Raw genomic sequence first — 18092 nt, 5'->3', positions numbered from 1 at the left:
TGAGCATTGGGGAGTGCCCGCCTTGCGAAAGGATGTGTTGGCGAGCTTCATGCGCAAATACGATTTCGACATTGACGAGAACCTATTGACACATGTTCACTCAGTCGAATTCGTGAACTCCCTGTGCGTTATCCGAAGAGCTGCGCCCTTGAAAAACCAACTCGGCGTGCGCTTTATCGCGGGCACAGACGAAGCGATCGTCGACGGGCATAGGGGGCTGCACCTGACGCCGCCGGTCGCCGTAGATGAGCGAGGCAACTTCTGGGCTCAGCGCGACCAACTGCCCGAGGACGAACTTGAATCCACGACGGCCCGATGTCAGAAGCTGCAACAGCAGCTGACATCAACAACAGCCCAATGTCAGATGCTGCAACAGCAGCTGACCACCCTGCGCGCGACCCTGATGGAGAGTCATGCAAAAGCGGCAAAAACGGGCTCCGAATTGCAAGTGAGCCAACGTGAACTGGAACGATTGCGGTACCAGAACAATGCGATCGTCGCTTTCGACGGCACGCGTGAACTGCGCTTCGCGGATTTGCCGGCGGTGCTGATTGAAAGCCAGCAGCACGTTGTGGGGCTACTTCGGCAGACCAGGGAAATCCACGCATCGACCAGTTGGCGTGTGACGGCTCCTCTAAGGTGGGGTGGACTGCAAGTTAAACGCGTGAAGCGGACGCTGAAGGTCATTTCGCCTGTCGTCGAGCACTTCGGCGGCGTGCCTGGTGCCTTGGGCGGTATTTCAGGGATCGTTGGTGCGTCAGGTGTTAGCGGACTTCGCCAGTGGGTGAGCTTGTTCGAAGCCAAGCGCAGGGCGTCGCCGTCCTTTTCGTCTTCATCGTCATCGTCACCGTCATCAACTGTGACACCGCAAGCGCCAAACAAAACCTATGCAGAGTGGTTGCGTCTGTACGACCCTGTCCCGGTGGACGCCGCAACACAGGAAAAAATGCGCCGCCGCATCGCCGCGATGGTTGGTACGCCCCGCATTTCCATTGTGATGCCCACTTACAATGCCCGCTCCGTGTGGTTGCGCGAAGCGGTGGAGTCGGTGCAGCGTCAGATCTATCCGAATTGGGAGCTGTGCATTGCAGACGACGCATCGTCGTCTGCCGAGTCACGCGCACTGGTGGCGGAACTGGCGGCCAGCGACGCGCGCATCAAAGTGGTCTTCCGGCCGGAGAACGGACACATCTCCGCCGCCTCCAACAGTGCGTTGGAACTTGCCACCGGCGAATGGATTGCGCTGATGGACCATGACGACGTACTGTCAGAACACGCGCTCTTCTGGATAGCCGACTGCATCGATCGCAACCCCAAAGCCCGGCTGATCTATTCCGATGAAGACAAGATCGACGAAGAGGGCGTGCGCTCGTCCCCCTATTTCAAATCGAACTGGAACCTCGATCTCTTCTACTCGCACAATATGTTCTCGCATTTGGGCGTGTTTCGCGCCGATTTGGTGAGGCGCGTGGGTGGCTTCAGGCTCGGCATGCAGGGTTCGCAGGATTGGGACCTTGTGCTGCGCTGTATGGAGAAGATAGATGCCTCGCAGATCCTGCATGTGCCGCGGGTCCTCTACCACTGGCGCATTCACGCGGAAAGCACTGCTGGCTCGGCTGATGCGAAGCCTTACGCCGCGATCGCCGGGGAGCGGGCACTTAACGAGCATTTTTCGCGCCTTGGGGTAGATGCAAAGGCCGAATACACCGGCGCGGGACATCGTGTCCGCTACGCCCTTCCGGCGAGCCCGCCGCTTGTCTCGTTGATCATCCCGACGCGCAATGGCCTGCACCTGCTGCGTCAGTGCGTCGACAGCATTCTGGCGCGAACCGCCTACGAGAACTACGAGATCATCATCGTCGACAACGGATCGGACGATCCCGACACACTGAACTATCTTGGATCGTTCCAAGATTCCGCCTTTGTCAGAGTGATTCGTGACGATCGCGAATTCAACTACTCGGCGCTCAACAACATGGCCGTGGCCCAAGCGAAAGGCGACATTGTCGGTCTGATTAATAATGACATCGAAGTGATATCTCCCGATTGGCTGTCCGAGATGGTCTCACTTGCGATTCAGCCCGGAGTTGGTGCGGTGGGTGCGAAATTGTGGTACCCCGATCGAACCCTGCAGCATGGCGGTGTGATTTTGGGAGTAGGCGGCGTGGCCAACCACTCTCACAAGGGAATTGCATTTGGAGACAGCGGGTATTTTTCGCGCGCCAACCTTATTCAATCATTCTCCGCGGTGACCGCGGCATGCCTTGTCGTCAAGAAGGAGCGTTATCTTTCTATCGACGGGCTTGATGAGGCCCACTTAAAAGTTGCATTTAATGACGTTGATTTCTGTCTCAGGTTGATTGAGAAGGGATTCAGAAACATTTGGACGCCCTACGCTGAACTCTTTCATCATGAATCTGCAACCCGAGGTGCCGACACGGCGCCGGAAAAGCGAGAGCGTTTTGTCCGTGAAGTGAACTACATGCTTGATCGTTGGGATGCCCTTTTGAAAGATGACCCTGCATACAGCCCCAACCTGACTCTTGATCGGGAGGATTTCAGTTACGCGTGGCCGCCGCGGGTTGAGTTGCTTTCCACCGCGCGCATCCAGTGAAATCGACGGCCACATTCGGCACCGAAACCTTGCATGTTTCTCGGCGCGTGATCGCCGTCGACTTGGATGGCACGCTGATCCGGTCAGACATGCTCATCGAGGGGCTCTTTCTCTTCTTGCGTACCTACCCCCTGCGTATCTTCGAATTGCTTAAGTGGCTGTTCAAAGGCAAGGTGTATTTCAAGCGCCAAATCGCTCAAGCCGTCGAACCGGATGTGCAAAGCCTGCCTTACAACTCGCGTCTGATCGACTGGCTGATTGAGCAGCGAATCCAGGGTGCCACACTTGTGTTGGCGACGGCATCCGATGCGCGTTTGGCACGCGCCATCGCCGGCCATCTTGCGATTTTTGACGACGTGCTTGGCACGCAGGATCTGAACCTGGCTGGCGCCAACAAACGTGCCGCGCTGGTCGCGCGCTATGGTGAGCACGGCTTCGAATACGTGGGCAATTCCTCAGCCGATGTTTGCGTTTGGCAGGCTGCCTCATTGGCGCATGTCGTCAACCCGGAGCGCGGCGTCCTCGCGCGCGCCCGCGGGATTGGTCGCATGGGCGATGTGTTCGATGACCAACTCAGATACGCCAAGGGCGTGCGAAAGGCCTTTCGTTTGCACCAGTGGGCAAAGAACCTTCTGGTGTTTGTGCCCCTTTTGGCTGCTCACAAATTTGCCGATCTTCACTTGGTGGCGAGCGGGGTGCTGGCATTCCTGTGCTTTGGCGCCTGCGCGTCCAGCGTCTATCTGCTGAACGACCTGCTCGACCTGCAGGACGACCGGCAGCATCGAACCAAGCGCAACCGGCCTTTGGCAGCTGGAACATTCCCGATGTTCCATGCCATGGTCTGGATTCCCGCGCTGCTCTTCATATCCTTTGGCGTAGCGCTAGTCTGGTTGCCATTCAAGTTTTCGCTGGTGCTGCTGGGCTACTACGTGCTGACCCTGGCGTACTCGTTGGTGCTCAAGCGGGCGGTGATGATCGACGTGGTGGTGCTGGCGATGCTCTATACGACGCGGGTGGTGGCGGGCACCGCAGCCATGTCGCTGACGCCGACCTTCTGGATCCTGGCGTTCTGCATGTTCATTTTTCTCAGCCTGGCCTTGGTCAAGCGCTACACCGAGTTGTACGAGGTCCGAGAAAAGGGCATCCAGGAAAAAGCGCCTGGCCGCGGCTACGTCGCATCCGACTTCGAGTTACTGGCTTCATTGGGCGGCTCTGCCGGATACCTGTCGGTGCTCGTGCTGGCGCTCTATATCAATGACCCGCAATCGCACCTGCTTTATCGACATCCGCACTGGCTTTGGGCCGCCTGTCCACTGCTGCTGTTCTGGCTGAGCCGCGTCTGGATCATTGCCCATCGCGGCGAAATGCACGATGACCCGATCGTGTTTGCCTTGCGCGACCGCATGAGCCGCTGGGTCTGCATCTGCTTTATTGCGATTTTTGGAATCTCGGCGTTCTGATGCTGACGGTCGGCTCATGGGGGCGATATCCCCACCATCCCCAGACACCGCATCCCATCGCCTGGCCCTTCGAGATCGAGGGTGCCTTCTCGCGTGTAAGAAGCCAAGGGGCGGAGTCGACGCTCGGCTACGGTTGCGGGCGGAGCTACGGCGATTCCTGCCTCGCCCAGTCGGATCATGTGATTTCGCTCGCGGGTATGGACCGTCTGATCGCGGCCGACTGGCACACCGGCATCGTGACGGCTCAGGCCGGCGTAACTCTGGACGGACTGATTCGCGTCGGCCTGCCCAACGGGTGGTTCTTGCCTGTCACGCCTGGGACGAAGTTCGTGACCTTGGGCGGTGCCGTTGCGAACGACGTGCATGGCAAGAACCATCATGTGATGGGGACGTTCGGACGGCATGTACGCCGAATCGTTTTGTACAGGTCCGATACCGGCGTTTGCGAGTGCTCTCCGACGGTCAACACAGAGCTGTTCAATGCCACCGTCGGCGGTCTCGGCTTGACCGGCATCATCCTTGCGGTAGAGCTTCAGCTGCGCGCTGTGCGCTCCAGCGACATCGCACAGACATGCATCAAGTTCGGCGATCTCGACGAGTTTTTTGCGTTGTCTTCGCAGCACGATTCGAAATACGAGTACACCGTGTCTTGGGTCGATTGCTTGGCTGGTGGCAAGAGTGTCGGCCGTGGTCACTATATCGGCGGAAATCATGCGACCGAAGGCGAGCTCAAAGTGGCGCGCGGCAAGGCCAAGCGCATGCCGATCGATCCTCCTTGTTCGCTGGTCAACACCTTGACGTTGAAGGCGTTCAACACGCTGTATTACCAGCGTCAGGTGCGCAAGGTCGTGGAAACGCGGGTCAACTACGACCCCTTTTTCTACCCGTTGGACAAGCTGCTGCTATGGAATCGGATGTACGGCAAAGCGGGCTTCCAGCAGTACCAGTGCGTGATCCCCCCCGAATCCGGGCGCGACGCGGTCGCCGCCATTCTTCGGGAGACTTCGCTCAATGGCGCGGGGTCTTTTCTCGCGGTGCTCAAGCAGTGCGCAGACATCAAGTCTCCGGGCTTGCTGTCGTTTCCCAAGGCAGGCGTTTCGCTGGCGCTGGACTTTGCACAGCATGACGCCCTCAACATCCGTTTGTTTGCTCGGCTCGATGCCCTGGTGCACGAGGCGGGCGGGCGGCTCTATCCAGCGAAGGATGCGCACATGAGTGCCCATCATTTTCGGCAGGCGTATCCCGCTTGGACCCGCATGGAGTCGCTGCGCGACCCAATGCTCATGTCGCGATTCTGGCGGCGTGTGACTTCTTGAATGGTTTGATCATGAACAAAAAAAACGTACTCATCATTGGCGCCAGCTCCGGCATTGCCGAAGCGGTGGCCCGGCGCTATGCGGCGCATGGCAGCAACTTCGTGCTGGTCGCGCGCAATCAGGCGAAGCTGGATGTCATCGCCGCCGATCTGATCGCGCGCGGCGCGACTGGCGTGCAGACGAGGGTTTGGGAAGGGCATGACACCGAGTCGTTGCCAGAGATCGCAAGCTTTGCCTGGAGCACGTTGGGCACCGTCGACCTCGCGCTCGTTGCGCACGGCACCTTGCCCGATCAGGCTAGGGCCCAACGCGATCTGCCCTATGCGGTGGAGCAGTTCCGCACCAATGGCGAAAGTGCAGTGGCCTGCATGCTCGCGTTAGCCGGGCATTTCGAGACGCAAGGCAATGGCGTGCTGGCCGTCATCGGCTCGGTCGCGGGCGATCGTGGCCGTCAAAGCAACTACGTCTACGGCGCTGCTAAGGCAGCAGTGGACGCTTTTGCTTCGGGCCTGCGCGCGCAACTGTTCAAGAAGGGCGTGCATGTGCTGACGATCAAGCCCGGTTTCGTCGCCACGCCCATGACAGCGGAACTCGACCTGCCGGCAGCACTCACTGCAACGCCCGATCGCGTGGCGGCCGACATCGAGAAGGCCGTCAACGCGCGTCGCAATGTCCTCTACACACCGTGGTTCTGGGCTTTGATCATGCTGATCATCCGGCTCGTGCCGACTGCGATATTCAAGCGCCTGAGTTTGTAGGAGCGCGTGTTGACGAATGACGATGTGCGGTCTTCTGTGCCGAGGCGGTTTGCGCTGCTGCTTCAGTTCGTTGCGTTTGCGGCGACTTTGCTTGGGTTGAAGCTGTGGCTCATCCATTCCTATGGAAACGAAGTGCCGTTTTGGGACCAATGGGACGCAGAAGCTGCGCACTTGTACCAGCCGTATCTGCGTGGGGCCTTCTCATGGCTCGACTTATTCGCCCCTCATAACGAACATCGCATCCTCACGACGCGGATCCTCGGACTGTTGTTGCTGCAAATCAATGGGTTGTGGAGTCCGCTGCTTGAAATGGTGGTCAATGCCGCTCTGCACGCGCTTGCGTTGGGGACGTCTGTCTGGTTGATGAGTAAGGCTGCGAACGAAAGATCGCTTGCGGCATTGCTGCTCTTCACGCTGCTGCTCTTCGGCATCCCGTTCGGCTGGGAAAACACGCTGACCGGCTTTCAGGCGCAGTTCTATTTCGTCTTGCTGTTCAGTGTTTTGTCGATCTGGTGGCTTACCATCTCGCCAACGTTCGGTCGTTGGTGGTGGTTCGGCATTGCAAGCGCCGTCATGGCCTATTTTTCGCTGGCCTCGGGCGTATTCGCACTCGCGGCAGCATCGGTGATTTTGCTTTTGCGCTTCATCTTCGTGTCCAGGGACAAGCAAGAACTGGCTGGCGCTTTGTTGCTCCTTGTTCTCTTTATGGCGGGCGTCCTCACGACTCCTGTGTTGGAACTTCATGCCCAACTCAAGGCTTCGGACGCAAAGCATTTCTTCAAGGCTTTGAATCTCGTCCTCGCATGGCCTTTTCAGATTTCCCCTGAAGCCCTCAAAGCGGCTGCCAACGAATGGCCATCGCTCATGGAATGGTTGCTCGTAACTGCGAGGAATCTTCCAGCGCTCGTGCTTGTCTGTTGCGTGATCTGGAAACGACCTGCGCGCAGCAACCCCGTTTGGTTTCTCGTCGCTCTGACGGTCTGGTTCGGGGGGCAGGCGGTTGCCGTTGCATACGGACGCTCGAACGATGCGCTGTCTTCGCGCTATCTGGACCTGCATGCGATGGGAGTGTTGGTCAACTTTGCAGCTCTTGTCGCGATCTGCACCATGTCGCAGAGATGGCTTCGAATCATTGCCGTGATCGGCGGATGCTGCTGGATTCTGGCAACAGTGAGCGCCCTTGCAGATGCCGCTGATGAGCTACCCACCATCTTGGATGGAAAGAGATACACGACTTCTGTTCAAGAATCGAACGTAAAAACCTACCTTATCGACAAAGACTCTGCCAAATTTCGCGCGTTGCCTTTTCTGAGGTTGCCGTATCCGGATGCCGATCGTTTGGCAGGATTGCTTGACTCACCCGACATACGTCGCTTTCTGCCGAAGATTATTCAGATGCCTTTGCAGCCTGCCGCAATTGCGCCAGCCACTGAATCTGTTTTCGACCGAGGTGGGGCATATGTGAGTGTGCCGCCGTGTCACTGCGAGTTCTTGGGCAGCTACGGAGCCAAGGGCGATGCTGCGACCGGGGAAACTTACATCAAGTACGACCTGCCTGTGGCATCAACGCGAACAGGCGGTGTATTCGCACTCAAAGTTGCGGGCTATCCGGCAACAGCAGGGCGCATAGACATCATTCAGGGAAGCAGAGTGAGGCAATTGCGTTTTGCAACGGACCCGCGCGAAGCATGGGTCGAACGCTATATCTCTGTTCGGCCAAATGAGCCGTTTGTTATTCGCCTTGTCGACAGCAGTGCAAAGGGGTGGTTCGCGGTTAGCCAACCTGTCCCCGCCGGGCGACTGGACCGATTGGTGTCGAGCTTGCTCGCCAGCTATGGGACGTTCCTCGCAATCGGGGTGGCTGCAGCGGGCTTGCTGTTCTTGGTTTGTTTGCGGCCAACCGCCGCCAAAGCTCTGGGCGATGCAGTTCAGGAACGCATCCTGTGACCGCAATTCCTGAGTCATCTATGTTGCGCGCTCGTGCGTCTGTTGTCGGATGGGCGACCTTCGTCTTGCTCGGCGGTACGCTCTTGGTGAGCAGCTCCGCCGTGACACAGACCATCGTTGTCATGCTCGTGTGGCACGGCGTCATATTGGCATTGCCGTTCATCGCCGCTGTGCTCGATGCGCTTCATCGTGGAATCGACGATCCGATACTTTTGGCCTTATGGGGAGGAACAGTAAGTGGCGTCTGTGCGTATCTGTCGTTTTGGTGCCTGTTCTTCGATCCGGTATTTGCACATGTTTTGCTGCTGTCGGCGCTGATTGCGGCACTTGCAGTTGGATGGAGATCAGCAAGGCGATTGACCTTTTCGCAACGACAAATTTGCAAGCGATTTTTGTTGCCGTTCGGCTTGTGTCTGGTTTATGCCGCAGTCTTATTGATTGCTGCCATCTCTCCATCAGGTGCAATCGATCAGCCACTTGAAATTGCGAGATCGAGATTCAGCCATGCACTGCCATTCGACAACGAATTGCCATTCCTATTTGCTAAAAATGTACTGGCCAATAACTATCAATCGCCAATGTTCGGTGACTGGTTGGGCAGTGACCGTCCGCCGCTGCAGTCTGGCTATTTTTTATTTTCCACCTTAGGGCTAAGCCAGCTGCCTTGGTCTTGGGTGCAAGAGGAACTGAGCTACCAAATTCAGAGCACGATTTTGCAAGCATTCTGGCTTGCTGGACTATGGATTTTATTGAACTCCATGAAAATCCGCCGCAGCGCCGTCATTGGTGCAGTGGCTTTGTGTGCAATTTCGGGATTTGCATTTGTACATGGAATTTTTGTGTGGCCGAAGTTACTGCCAGTCTTCCATTTGGCCTTGATTGCTGGATTCGTTTTTAAAAGTGATCGAATGCAATTGTCGAATGTTCGGATTGGTGCGCTGTTGGGATGCAATGCGGCTTTGGCGATTCTTTGTCATGGGGGCAGTTTTTTTGCGCTTGCTGGCTTGGGGCTTTATGCATTGATAACCTGGAAGATACCGAGCATCAAATTCCTGATTGCTGCGATCTTGGTTGGACTTGCAATGCTTCTGCCTTGGAGCCTTTATCAGCATTATTTTGATCCGCCCGGCGATCGATTGCTTAAATGGCATTTGGCAGGAGTAATCGATATTGATGCACGATCACTCTCAATCGCACTTGAAGATGCCTATCGAACTATGACTTTGAAGGAATTTTTCTCTACCAAGTTGAGCCAAATTAGTGCGATGGCCGGACTGTCTTGGCAGTGGCCGTTGCTTCAGGTCAAAGCGCTATCTCTTCAATTATCGAGCTCTGATGCCGTGCAATTGCGCGGCGGGCAGTTTTATAGTTTGGCCGCAGTGCTGGGTTTTTTTGCTTGGGCTCCGCTGCTATTCGCTTTCGGGCAGCGATTTTCTTCGAGCGATGAAATGACTGCGGCAAAAAAACTCTTTAGCTTAAGTGTTTTGATTGTGACGATCTGGACTTGCGCAATGTACGAGCGCGGCGCCACGACTATTCACCAGGGGAGCCTCGCAGTTGTGATGTTTGCTCTGGCGGGGAGTTTTTTATTGTGCTTCGCGTGGAAGCCGTTAGTCGCTTGGGTGCTGTTTTCCTGTCAGTTGCTGGTATCGATTTCTCTTTACATTCCGCTGAATGAACAACAGGAATTGTCAAGTTCGAATTCCTTATCGCCTCCGATAGCTGACAGCGTGTTTGTCGGTTTGTTGGTATTGATCCCTGTCTTTTTTGTAATAAGACATGCCGTGAACGGATTTGGAGGCGCCGCGCGCAACCGTTCTTGAATTCGCTTTCACCGAAATCGTTGTTGATTTGATATTTCTTGCTTTCCTCAAAGAGTTTTTTGATGAATAAAATTGTTTTGCCAGGCGGCGCCGGCTTGGTTGGTCAAAATCTCGTCGCCCGTTTGCGCGCAAAGGGCTACTCGCACATCGTCGTTATCGACAAGCACAAAGAAAATCTGGCAACGCTCAAGAGCGTGCAGCCCGACGTCGTCGTCGAACTGGCCGATCTGTCGAAGCCCGGCTACTGGCAGCGCCACTTCGAAGGCGCATCGGTGGTGGTCATGCTTCAGGCCCAGATCGGCGGCATTCACTATCAGGAGTTCGTGGACAACAACGTGACCTCCACGCACCTAGTGCTTGAAGAAATTCGAAAGCACAAGGTTCCGCAACTGATTCACATCAGCTCTTCGGTCGTTGAATCGGTGGCCGACGACTTCTACACGCGCTCGAAAAAAGAGCAGGAAAAAATGGTTCTCGCGAGCGGAATCGAGTGCCCGATCCTTCGACCCACGCTGATGTTCGGCTGGTTCGACCGCAAGCACCTGGGCTGGCTTTCGCGCTTCATGGCCAAGCAGCCGGTGTTTCCGGTGCCAGGCGACGGGCGCTTCATGCGTCAACCGCTCTACGTGGGTGACTTCTGTAACGTGATCATCAGCTGCATCGAGAACAACGTAAGACAGGGTACGTTCAACATCTCGGGGCACGAAAAAGTCGACTACATCGACATCATTCGCGAGATCAAGCGCGCAACCGGCGCCAAGGCAAGGATCGTCAGGATTCCCTATGGCTTGTTCTATGCCCTGTTGTGGGTTTGGGCGTTGTTCGACAAGAATCCGCCGTTCACGACGCAGCAGTTGCAGGCCTTGGTCGCCAAGGACGAGTTCGAGGTCGTCGATTGGCCGGGAATGTTCGGCGTTCGCAGCACGCCTTTTGCCGAAGCGATCAATGAAACCTTCAATCACCCCGTCTACAGCAAAGTTGTGCTGGACTTCTAGGCCATGACCCAACCACAACAACGTATTGCCGTGCTCGGTGCCGGCCCCATGGGGCTGGCGGTTGCCTACCAACTGGCGCTGGATGGTCATCGGCCCGTGATCTTCGAAGCCGACGACCGCGTGGGCGGCATGACGGCGGCATTTGATTTCAGCGGCCTGCAGATCGAGCGCTACTACCACTTCCACTGCATCTCGGACAGCGCGTTTCTGCAGGTGATTGGCGAGTTGGGGCTGGCCGGAAAAATGAAATGGGTCGCGACCAAGATGGGCTACTGGTATCAAAACCGGTTGCAGCCCTGGGGCAACCCGATGGCGTTGCTGACCTTCAAGGGCCTCGGCTGGGTCGCCAAGTTTCGCTACGGACTGCATGCGTTTCTGTCGACCAAGCGAAACGACTGGAAGCCGCTGGACCATGAGGATGCCATCGTCTGGATCAAGCGCTGGGTCGGCACGGAAGCGTACGAAGTGCTGTGGCGGCGTTTGTTCGACTACAAGTTCTACGACTACAGCTCCAACCTTTCGGCTGCATGGATCTGGAGCCGCATCCGCCGGATCGGACGCTCGCGCTACAGTTTGTTCAAGGAAAAGCTTGGCTATCTGGAAGGTGGCTCGCAAACCCTGCTCGATGCGCTGAAGTCCGCAATAGAGACCCGCGGCGGAGAGCTTCGCCTCTCGACGCCGGCCTCCGAGGTGGTCATCGATAACGGGGAGGTCAAGGGTGTCAGGACCGCCGCAGGCTTCGAAGCCTTCGACAAGGTCGTGAGCACCGTTCCGCTGCCTTATGTGCCGAGGTTGATCCCCAGGCTGCCGGCATCGACCCTCGATGCGTTTGCCGCGCTCAAGAACATCGCCGTCGTTTGTGTGATCGCGAAGTTGCGCAAGCCGCTTACGGAAAACTTCTGGCTCAACATCAATGACCCGGAAATGGACATCCCCGGGTTGGTCGAATACAGCAACCTCCGGCCTCTCGACCCGCATGTGCTGTACGTGCCGTTCTACATGCCCGGCGAACACCCCAAGTTCAAGGATGCCGACGAAGTCTTCCTGGCCAAGGTCAGGAAGTACTGCATGAAGATCAACCCCGACCTCACACCGGACGATTTCATCGACATGCGGGCCAGCCGCTATCGGTATGCGCAACCCATCTGCGACCCAGGCTATCTGGATCGTCTGCCGCCCGCGATGTTGCCGGTGAAGGGCCTGTGGGTCGCGGACACGTCGTACTACTACCCCGAAGATCGCGGCATCTCGGAGAGCATTGGCTTCGGACGCAAACTTGCAACGTCCGCCGCCGCCGGGACGGACATGCCGGCATGCTGAGTTCGCAGTTCATCCGGTTCCTTGTCGCCGGCGGCATTGCCGCTGCAGCGAACTACGGATCGCGTTTCCTGTTCAGCATCTGGCTGAGCTATGGGCCGGCGATCGTGCTGGCTTACCTGGTCGGGATGAGCGTCGCCTTCGTCCTCATGCGACAGCATGTGTTCTCCGCCGGGAGCGGGGCATTGGGGCCGCAGGTTGCCAAGTTCGTCGCCGTCAACCTTCTGGCGGTGATACAGACCCTGCTCATCAGCCTGGTCCTGGCTCGCTGGATTCTGCCAAGCCTCGGCGTCGTGGCCCAGGCCGAAGCCACCGCGCATCTGGTGGGGGTTCTGGTCCCGGTGGCGACGAGCTATTTCGGGCACCGGATGCTGACGTTCAAGAAAGCGTGAACACACCGGGTGTCGATACGACTCAGTTGCTGAGCAGGCCGATGTACCAGCTGCTGCGCTGGCTGATCCTGTTCGTGCTTCTGGGCGCCGCCTTGAGCCTCGGCGGCATGGTCTGGAGCGGTTGGGACGAAGTGACCAGCGCGCTGGTCCGGCTGAGTTGGCTGTTGTTGGTGGGCGCGGCGTTCGTTGCCAGCACCGCCCACGTGATCCGGTTCGTTCGGTGGCATGTGGCGCTGCGGTGCCTGGGGAATAGCGTGCCCCCTGGCATCAACTTCGCGATCTACCTCTCGGGCTTGGCACTCACCACCTCGCCGGGCAAGCTAGGTGAAACCGTCCGATCGCTGTTCTTGCTGCCTATGGGGGTGCCTCTTTCCAAAAGCCTTGGTGCGTTCTTAGCCGATCGGTTATCGGACGTGCTCGGCGTGTGCCTGCTCGGGGCCGTTGCAGGTCTGCTTGTACGATGTTCGTTAAATTTCGTGGGTGTCGTGATGGGCGTCGTCCTGGGGGGCAGTTTTGCTCTTTGTCATCTGGTTCGAAGCCCGCTGATGTTTGGTCGTGCAACGGCGGTTGCAAGCAGATGGGGCTTCGCGCCCGGGCGTGTGGTCGTCGAGGCGCTAGGGCAATGGGCGCAGCTGTGGACGCTGCGCAATGCGGCTTTGTTCACCCTGCTGGCCGCGTTGGCCTTTGGCATCCAAGCTGCAGTGTTCACCGTGCTTTGTACAGGGGTGAGCCTGTCGTTGCAGCCGGCGACGGCGGTGGAGATATTTGTGAATGCCACGCTGCTCGGCGCCGCGAGCATGGTGCCGGGAGGGCTCGGGACCATGGAGGCATCGCTGGTGTTTCAGCTGATGGTGCAGGGCGCCAAGAAGGGGGATGCAGTTGCAATCGCAATCGCAACGCGATGTGTCACCCTCTGGTGCGGCGTTCTCATCGGGCTGATCTCCTTTGCGGGTGTCGGCTTGCGTATGAAGCCAACCAAGCGAATGGGATCACCTCTGTTGTGCAAGGGGGCCGATACCTCGCTGAAGTGACGGCTACTGAAGCAGGCGCCGCACGGCACGCAGCGGTGCCGTGACTTTCCACGACGTGGACCCCCGCAAGGCCTCGATGACGGTGGTTAAATTTTCAACCTGCTGTTGCAATGATGCAGTGACCTTGAGGCTCTCGACAGCTTGAACTGGATGATCCGGGACGTGCCCGCGCAGCCGTTCTACTTCCGCACGAAGTGCGTCGGCGTGTCGTAATGCTTCGGCCAGTTCCTCGCGGACGACGGATCGAAAATCGCCACCTTGGGCGAGCACCTCGACCTGCAGCGTCTTCCAACTTTCCATGATGCGCTGCCTGTCGTCGCAGGCTTCCAAGGTCACAAAGAATTCGAATGTGTGACGCTCCGTCGGAAAGAAGCTCGCGCATCGAAAGGGCTGATGCCCAGTCTCAGCAAGTCGCCCCATCAATACGGCAAACGAGTGTGGCGTGAATACCCAGCAATGACTGTCGCGATAGGTGCCATGGGTCAGCATGTCTTCTGCGGCTTCGATCGCCGATCTGGAATCGACCTGTCGCGTCGCAGTTTCGCCAGTGATTCGCTCTTCCCAAGCATCGACACAGTCGATATGTGCCACGTTGAGGAAATGATCCAGGATGGCGCGCGCCTGCGGCACTCTGGCTCCCATTAGGTGAGCACTCAGAACGTCAGCAATTTGGGTCTCCGCTCGCGGCAAGTCGAATGTGTATCGCTTGTCGGGAATGCAAAGCCGAACTTCGCCGCCAGGCCTCAAGACTGTTGGCGCCGGCCGAAAATTGACCCACCTGTGAGGGTTGTGCCGCTTCAAATTTGACCCGGGTGTTCAGCCTACCCTGCTGCTTTTTTAAGCGGCGGGGGTATGAGGAGTGATCACCATGGCCATGATTGGCAAGGTCCTGCGGATGCACCACCGCGAGAAGAAGTCGGTGCGCGAGATCGTGAGGGCGACGAGCCTGTCGCGCAACACGGTGAGGAAGTACCTGCGAACGCCGGTGGCGCAGCCACCGAAGTACCGTCGCCGCCCGGCGGCGACGAAGCTGGCGCCGTTCATCGAAACGATCAAGATGGCGCTGCTGGCCGATGCGCGCCGCCCAAGGAAGGAACGGCGAACTGCCAAGGCACTGCTTCAGCAGATCGCCGCGGCGGGCTACGAAGGCGGCTACACGCAACTGACGGACTTCATTCGTACATGGCGCGCCAGCCAGGGCGGCGTTGCAATCGGCAAGGCATTCGTGCCGTTGACCTTCGAGCTGGGCGAGGCGTTCCAGTTCGACTGGAGCGACGAGTCGCTGGTCATCGGGGGCCTGTACCGCAAGCTGCAGGTGTCGCACATGAAGCTGTGCGCGAGCCGCGCGTTCTGGCTGGTGGCGTACCCGAGCCAGGGCCACGAGATGCTGTTCGATGCGCACACGCGCTCCTTCGCGGCGCTCGGCGGTGTGGCGCGTCGCGGCATCTACGACAACATGAAGACCGCCGTGGACAAGGTGCACAAGGGCAAGGGCCGCACCGTCAACGCGCGCTTCGCGGTGATGTGCGCGCATTACCTGTACGACCCGGACTTCTGCAACGTCGCTTCGGGCTGGGAGAAGGGTGTGGTGGAGAAGAACGTCCAGGACAGCCGCCGGCGCATCTGGATCGACGCGCGTGAGCGGCGCTTCGCCAGCTTCGACGAGCTCAACGCCTGGCTGGGGGAACGCTGCCGGGCGCTGTGGGAAGAAGTCCGGCATCCCGAGCACAAGCAGTTCAGCGTTGCCGAAATGCTCGAGCACGAGCGGGTGCAGTTGATGCCGATGCCGGCCGCGTTCGATGGCTACGTCGAGGAGGTGGCCCGGGTGAGCAGCACCTGCTTGGTGTCGGTAGCGCGCAACCGCTACTCGGTGCCATGCGAGTTGGCCGGGCAGATGGTCAGCACGCACCTGTACCCGACGCGCGTGACGGTGGTCGCTGGCGACGGTGTCGTGGCCGAGCATGAGCGTCTGACGGACAAGAGCAAGACGCGCTACGACTGGCAGCACTATGTGCCGCTGGTGCAGAGGAAGCCAGGCGCGTTGCGCAATGGCGCACCGTTCACCGATCTGCCCGAATCATTGCAGCGGTTGCGTCGTGCACTCTTGCGCGAGAGCGGAGGCGACCGGCTGATGGCCCGGGTGCTGGCCTTGGTGCCGACGGCCGGACTGGAGGCGGTGCTGGTGGCCGTAGAGCTGGCGCTGGACGGTGCACCGCCCTCCGGGCGTGTGAGCGTCGAACACGTCATCAACGTACTCGCGCGTTTGAACTCGGCGCCGCGGCCAGAGAACGTCGAGACGTCGCTGCAGGTGCTGACGCCGCCGATCGCCGACACGGCTCGCTACGACCGGCTGCGCGACTTGAACAAGATAAGGGAGGCCGGTCATGCGTGACGTCATCGCCGAACTCAAGACGCTGCGCCTGCACGGCATGGCGGGAACCTGGGCCGATCTGATGGAGCAGGACAACACCGAGCTGGAGCGTTCGCGCTGGCTGGTCGAGCAGATGCTGCGTGCCGAGACGACCGAGCGCGCCACGCGCTCGGTGACCCACCAGATGAACGCGGCGAAGTTCCCTGTGCACCGGGACCTTGCAGGATTCGACTTCGAGGTCTCGGCGGTCGACCGCAAGCTCGTGCTGCAACTGGCCGAAATGGCCTTCACCGACGAGGCGCACAACGTCGTGTTGGTGGGTGGCCCCGGCACGGGCAAGAGCCATCTGGCGACCGCCATCGGCGTGGCGGGCATCACGCAGCATGGCAAGCGTGTGCGCTTCTACTCGACCGTCGACTTGGTGAACGCACTCGAGCAGGAGAAGGCCCAGGGCAAAGCGGGGCGCATTGCGGCGAGCCTGCTGCGCCTGGACGCGGTGGTGCTCGACGAGATGGGATACCTGCCCTTCAGCCAGGCCGGCGGGGCATTGCTGTTCCACCTGCTCTCAAAGCTGTACGAGCACACCAGCGTCGTGGTGACGACCAACCTGGACTTCGCTGAATGGAGCAGTGTGTTCGTGGATCCAAAGATGACGACAGCATTGCTGGACCGGCTCACGCACCACTGCCACATCGTGGAGACGGGCAATGACAGTTACCGGATCACGCACGCCACTGCCAACTCGAAGAAGCGCATCAAAGCTCGTGAGCAGGAGCGAAAGGCGTCGGCTGGAAACGCCGGTTGAGCAACACCGCAGAAGGGGACAAGGCGCTGCGGGCTTCGCCCTTCGCGCCTTCTTCGTGCAAGCGATCAGTCATCAGAAAGGAAACCGGGAAAGGACGAAGACGGTAGAGTTATGCACAGCCGGCATCCACGATGCCGGCTTCCATCCCCGGGTCAAAGTTCAAACGGCAGGGTGGGTCAAAGTTGAACCGGCGCCGACAGTCGACAACAACCATTGCGAGAACCAGATCCGTCCGTGGGCTCTGGGCAGAAAAGCATGGCTGTTCGCCGGCAGCGAACTTGCTGGCCAACGTGCTGCGGTCGTGATGAGTTTGGTGCAGTCGGCCAAGTTGCATGGCCACGATCCGTGGGCCTACCTGAAGGACGTGCTCACGCGGCTGCCGACCCATCTGAACAGCCGCATCGACGAGCTGCTTCCGCATCTCTGGCAGCAGCCCGCAGGCTGATCAGCACATCGCTTAACGGGCTTCGCTAATTGCCGTCAAGGTGGGATGGCTGGCCGCTTACGAGTATCGCACTGTGTTGCAGCCTGAATTTTTTGCGCACTTGCGCTTGCCGACTGACCTGTCGTCGACTACGGCGCAGTCGTCGGCGGGCCCGATCATGGACATCGCGGTGGCGTCTGCTGCGGCAGCTGGGGAGGCACACCGGTTGATGGCAGAGATGCTGGACAACGCGATCGATGCCGAGATCTCGCTGAGTGACGGCTACTGAAGCAGGCGCCGCACGGCACGCAACGGTGCCGTGACTTTCTATGAAATTGAATGCTCCAGTGCGGTGGCACGCGCCGTTGCTTCGGCGCCGCATACCTGCGCTGTGTTGAGCTCAGCTTCGAGCTCCGTGACGCGGTCTTGAGCGGATGCCCTTCCCAAGGCGCGGTGTTTTGCGGCGAGCAAATGCAATTGCAGCGGCAACGAATGAATCACAGCGTCGGAGCAATCGCGACGAAGCGCCTCTTCAAATCGCGCCAAACGAAGGGGATCAACAGCGGCGTCATTGAACACGGAGTGACACCATGCATCAACGAACTGCCGCCCTAATTCGTTCGGGCTAACGAGCAGCATCTTCTCTAAGACAAACGCGAACTCGTCTGCCGTTTGATCAGCGAAATAACACACATGCCGAGTCCAGCAGATGCGGTTGGAGGCTCGCGTCTTGCTCCGAGCCGATTTCGATATAGGAGTACTTTCCCACTGTGCGACCAACGAGTTGCTGAACTCGAAGCAACGCGATCTTGTCGTTGTCGGATAGCGCCGTGCGGATC

Annotated in this window: 15 protein-coding genes and 1 pseudogene; 14 read left to right on the top strand and 2 right to left on the bottom strand. The window is 58.6% G+C overall.

Translation table 11 applies throughout. The annotated features are described in order from the left end of the window. Positions 1-946: 946 nt before the first annotated feature. The 10 genes from AX767_RS22255 to AX767_RS07465 all read left to right on the top strand — a co-directional run bounded on the left by AX767_RS22255 (position 947) and on the right by AX767_RS07465 (position 13653). Positions 947-2614: a glycosyltransferase family 2 protein gene (locus AX767_RS22255; protein WP_156481115.1), complete on the top strand. Its 1668-nt coding sequence runs from the start codon at positions 947-949 to the stop codon at positions 2612-2614. An 89-nt stretch (positions 2615-2703) separates the two neighbouring features. Beyond that, positions 2704-4074: a UbiA family prenyltransferase gene (locus tag AX767_RS07505; RefSeq protein WP_068633449.1), complete on the top strand. Its 1371-nt coding sequence runs from the start codon at positions 2704-2706 to the stop codon at positions 4072-4074. Then, complete coding sequence (locus AX767_RS07500; RefSeq protein ID WP_068630049.1) at positions 4074-5390, top strand: FAD-binding oxidoreductase; 1317 nt, start codon at positions 4074-4076, stop codon at positions 5388-5390. The genes AX767_RS07505 and AX767_RS07500 overlap by 1 nt, the downstream gene beginning before the upstream one ends. 11 nt (positions 5391-5401) lie before the next feature. After that, positions 5402-6148, top strand: a complete 747-nt coding sequence (locus AX767_RS07495) for an SDR family oxidoreductase (RefSeq protein ID WP_068633447.1) — start codon at positions 5402-5404, stop codon at positions 6146-6148. Positions 6149-6157: 9 nt separating this feature from the next. Next, on the top strand, positions 6158-8095 hold the full coding sequence (locus tag AX767_RS07490; RefSeq protein ID WP_156480990.1) for a hypothetical protein: 1938 nt from the start codon (positions 6158-6160) through the stop codon (positions 8093-8095). After that, positions 8092-9918: a hypothetical protein gene (locus tag AX767_RS21315; protein ID WP_156480989.1), complete on the top strand. Its 1827-nt coding sequence runs from the start codon at positions 8092-8094 to the stop codon at positions 9916-9918. The genes AX767_RS07490 and AX767_RS21315 overlap by 4 nt, the downstream gene beginning before the upstream one ends. 62 nt (positions 9919-9980) lie before the next feature. Next, positions 9981-10913, top strand: a complete 933-nt coding sequence (locus AX767_RS07480) for an NAD-dependent epimerase/dehydratase family protein (RefSeq protein WP_068630045.1) — start codon at positions 9981-9983, stop codon at positions 10911-10913. Between the two features lie 3 nt (positions 10914-10916). Beyond that, entirely contained in the window at positions 10917-12233 is a 1317-nt protein-coding gene (locus AX767_RS07475; RefSeq protein WP_068630044.1) for an NAD(P)/FAD-dependent oxidoreductase, read from the top strand. Then, positions 12227-12622: a GtrA family protein gene (locus tag AX767_RS07470; protein ID WP_068630042.1), complete on the top strand. Its 396-nt coding sequence runs from the start codon at positions 12227-12229 to the stop codon at positions 12620-12622. The genes AX767_RS07475 and AX767_RS07470 overlap by 7 nt, the downstream gene beginning before the upstream one ends. Positions 12623-12663: 41 nt before the next feature. Continuing rightward, entirely contained in the window at positions 12664-13653 is a 990-nt protein-coding gene (locus tag AX767_RS07465) for a lysylphosphatidylglycerol synthase transmembrane domain-containing protein (RefSeq protein WP_156480988.1), read from the top strand. A gap of 3 nt (positions 13654-13656) precedes the next feature. On the opposite strand, the gene AX767_RS07460 is transcribed toward AX767_RS07465, so the two are convergent. Continuing rightward, positions 13657-14283 carry a hypothetical protein gene (locus AX767_RS07460; RefSeq protein ID WP_156480987.1) on the bottom strand — a complete coding sequence of 209 codons (627 nt, stop codon included), beginning with the start codon at positions 14281-14283 and terminating at the stop codon, positions 13657-13659. Between the two features lie 238 nt (positions 14284-14521). Here AX767_RS07460 and istA point away from each other — a divergent pair, with 238 nt between their 5' ends. The 4 genes and pseudogenes from istA (at position 14522) to AX767_RS07440 (ending at position 17542) form a co-directional block, all read left to right on the top strand. Beyond that, entirely contained in the window at positions 14522-16045 is a 1524-nt protein-coding gene (gene istA / locus AX767_RS07455) for an IS21 family transposase (protein WP_068633399.1), read from the top strand. Further along, positions 16038-16829: an IS21-like element helper ATPase IstB gene (istB, locus tag AX767_RS07450; protein WP_068629574.1), complete on the top strand. Its 792-nt coding sequence runs from the start codon at positions 16038-16040 to the stop codon at positions 16827-16829. Before istA ends, istB begins: the two co-directional genes overlap by 8 nt. Positions 16830-17028: 199 nt before the next feature. Continuing rightward, a pseudogene (locus tag AX767_RS07445) lies at positions 17029-17274 on the top strand (transposase domain-containing protein); the annotation flags it as partial. A 100-nt stretch (positions 17275-17374) separates the two neighbouring features. Next, positions 17375-17542: a hypothetical protein gene (locus AX767_RS07440; protein ID WP_156480986.1), complete on the top strand. Its 168-nt coding sequence runs from the start codon at positions 17375-17377 to the stop codon at positions 17540-17542. A 38-nt stretch (positions 17543-17580) separates the two neighbouring features. Here the strand turns inward: AX767_RS07440 and AX767_RS21310 are convergent, their stop codons facing one another. After that, positions 17581-17946, bottom strand: coding sequence for a hypothetical protein (locus AX767_RS21310; protein ID WP_156480985.1), 366 nt, complete (start codon positions 17944-17946; stop codon positions 17581-17583). Positions 17947-18092 lie beyond the last annotated feature (146 nt).

Source organism: Variovorax sp. PAMC 28711, from assembly GCF_001577265.1.
Classification (GTDB): domain Bacteria; phylum Pseudomonadota; class Gammaproteobacteria; order Burkholderiales; family Burkholderiaceae_C; genus Variovorax.
Note: the sequence above shows the minus strand (reverse complement) of the source record. Positions and strands in the feature narration are given on the sequence as shown.

Excerpts from the sequence above, each read along its gene's own strand:
- AX767_RS07500 (WP_068630049.1), top strand. The coding sequence starts at position 4,074 with ATGCTGACGGTCGGCTCATGGGGGCGATATCCCCACCATCCCCAGACA.
- AX767_RS22255 (WP_156481115.1), top strand. The coding sequence starts at position 947 with ATGCGCCGCCGCATCGCCGCGATGGTTGGTACGCCCCGCATTTCCATT.
- AX767_RS07505 (WP_068633449.1), top strand. The coding sequence starts at position 2,704 with ATGCTCATCGAGGGGCTCTTTCTCTTCTTGCGTACCTACCCCCTGCGT.
- AX767_RS07495 (WP_068633447.1), top strand. The coding sequence starts at position 5,402 with ATGAACAAAAAAAACGTACTCATCATTGGCGCCAGCTCCGGCATTGCC.
- AX767_RS07470 (WP_068630042.1), top strand. The coding sequence starts at position 12,227 with ATGCTGAGTTCGCAGTTCATCCGGTTCCTTGTCGCCGGCGGCATTGCC.
- AX767_RS07475 (WP_068630044.1), top strand. The coding sequence starts at position 10,917 with ATGACCCAACCACAACAACGTATTGCCGTGCTCGGTGCCGGCCCCATG.
- AX767_RS07480 (WP_068630045.1), top strand. The coding sequence starts at position 9,981 with ATGAATAAAATTGTTTTGCCAGGCGGCGCCGGCTTGGTTGGTCAAAAT.
- AX767_RS07465 (WP_156480988.1), top strand. The coding sequence starts at position 12,664 with ATGTACCAGCTGCTGCGCTGGCTGATCCTGTTCGTGCTTCTGGGCGCC.
- istA (WP_068633399.1), top strand. The coding sequence starts at position 14,522 with ATGGCCATGATTGGCAAGGTCCTGCGGATGCACCACCGCGAGAAGAAG.
- istB (WP_068629574.1), top strand. The coding sequence starts at position 16,038 with ATGCGTGACGTCATCGCCGAACTCAAGACGCTGCGCCTGCACGGCATG.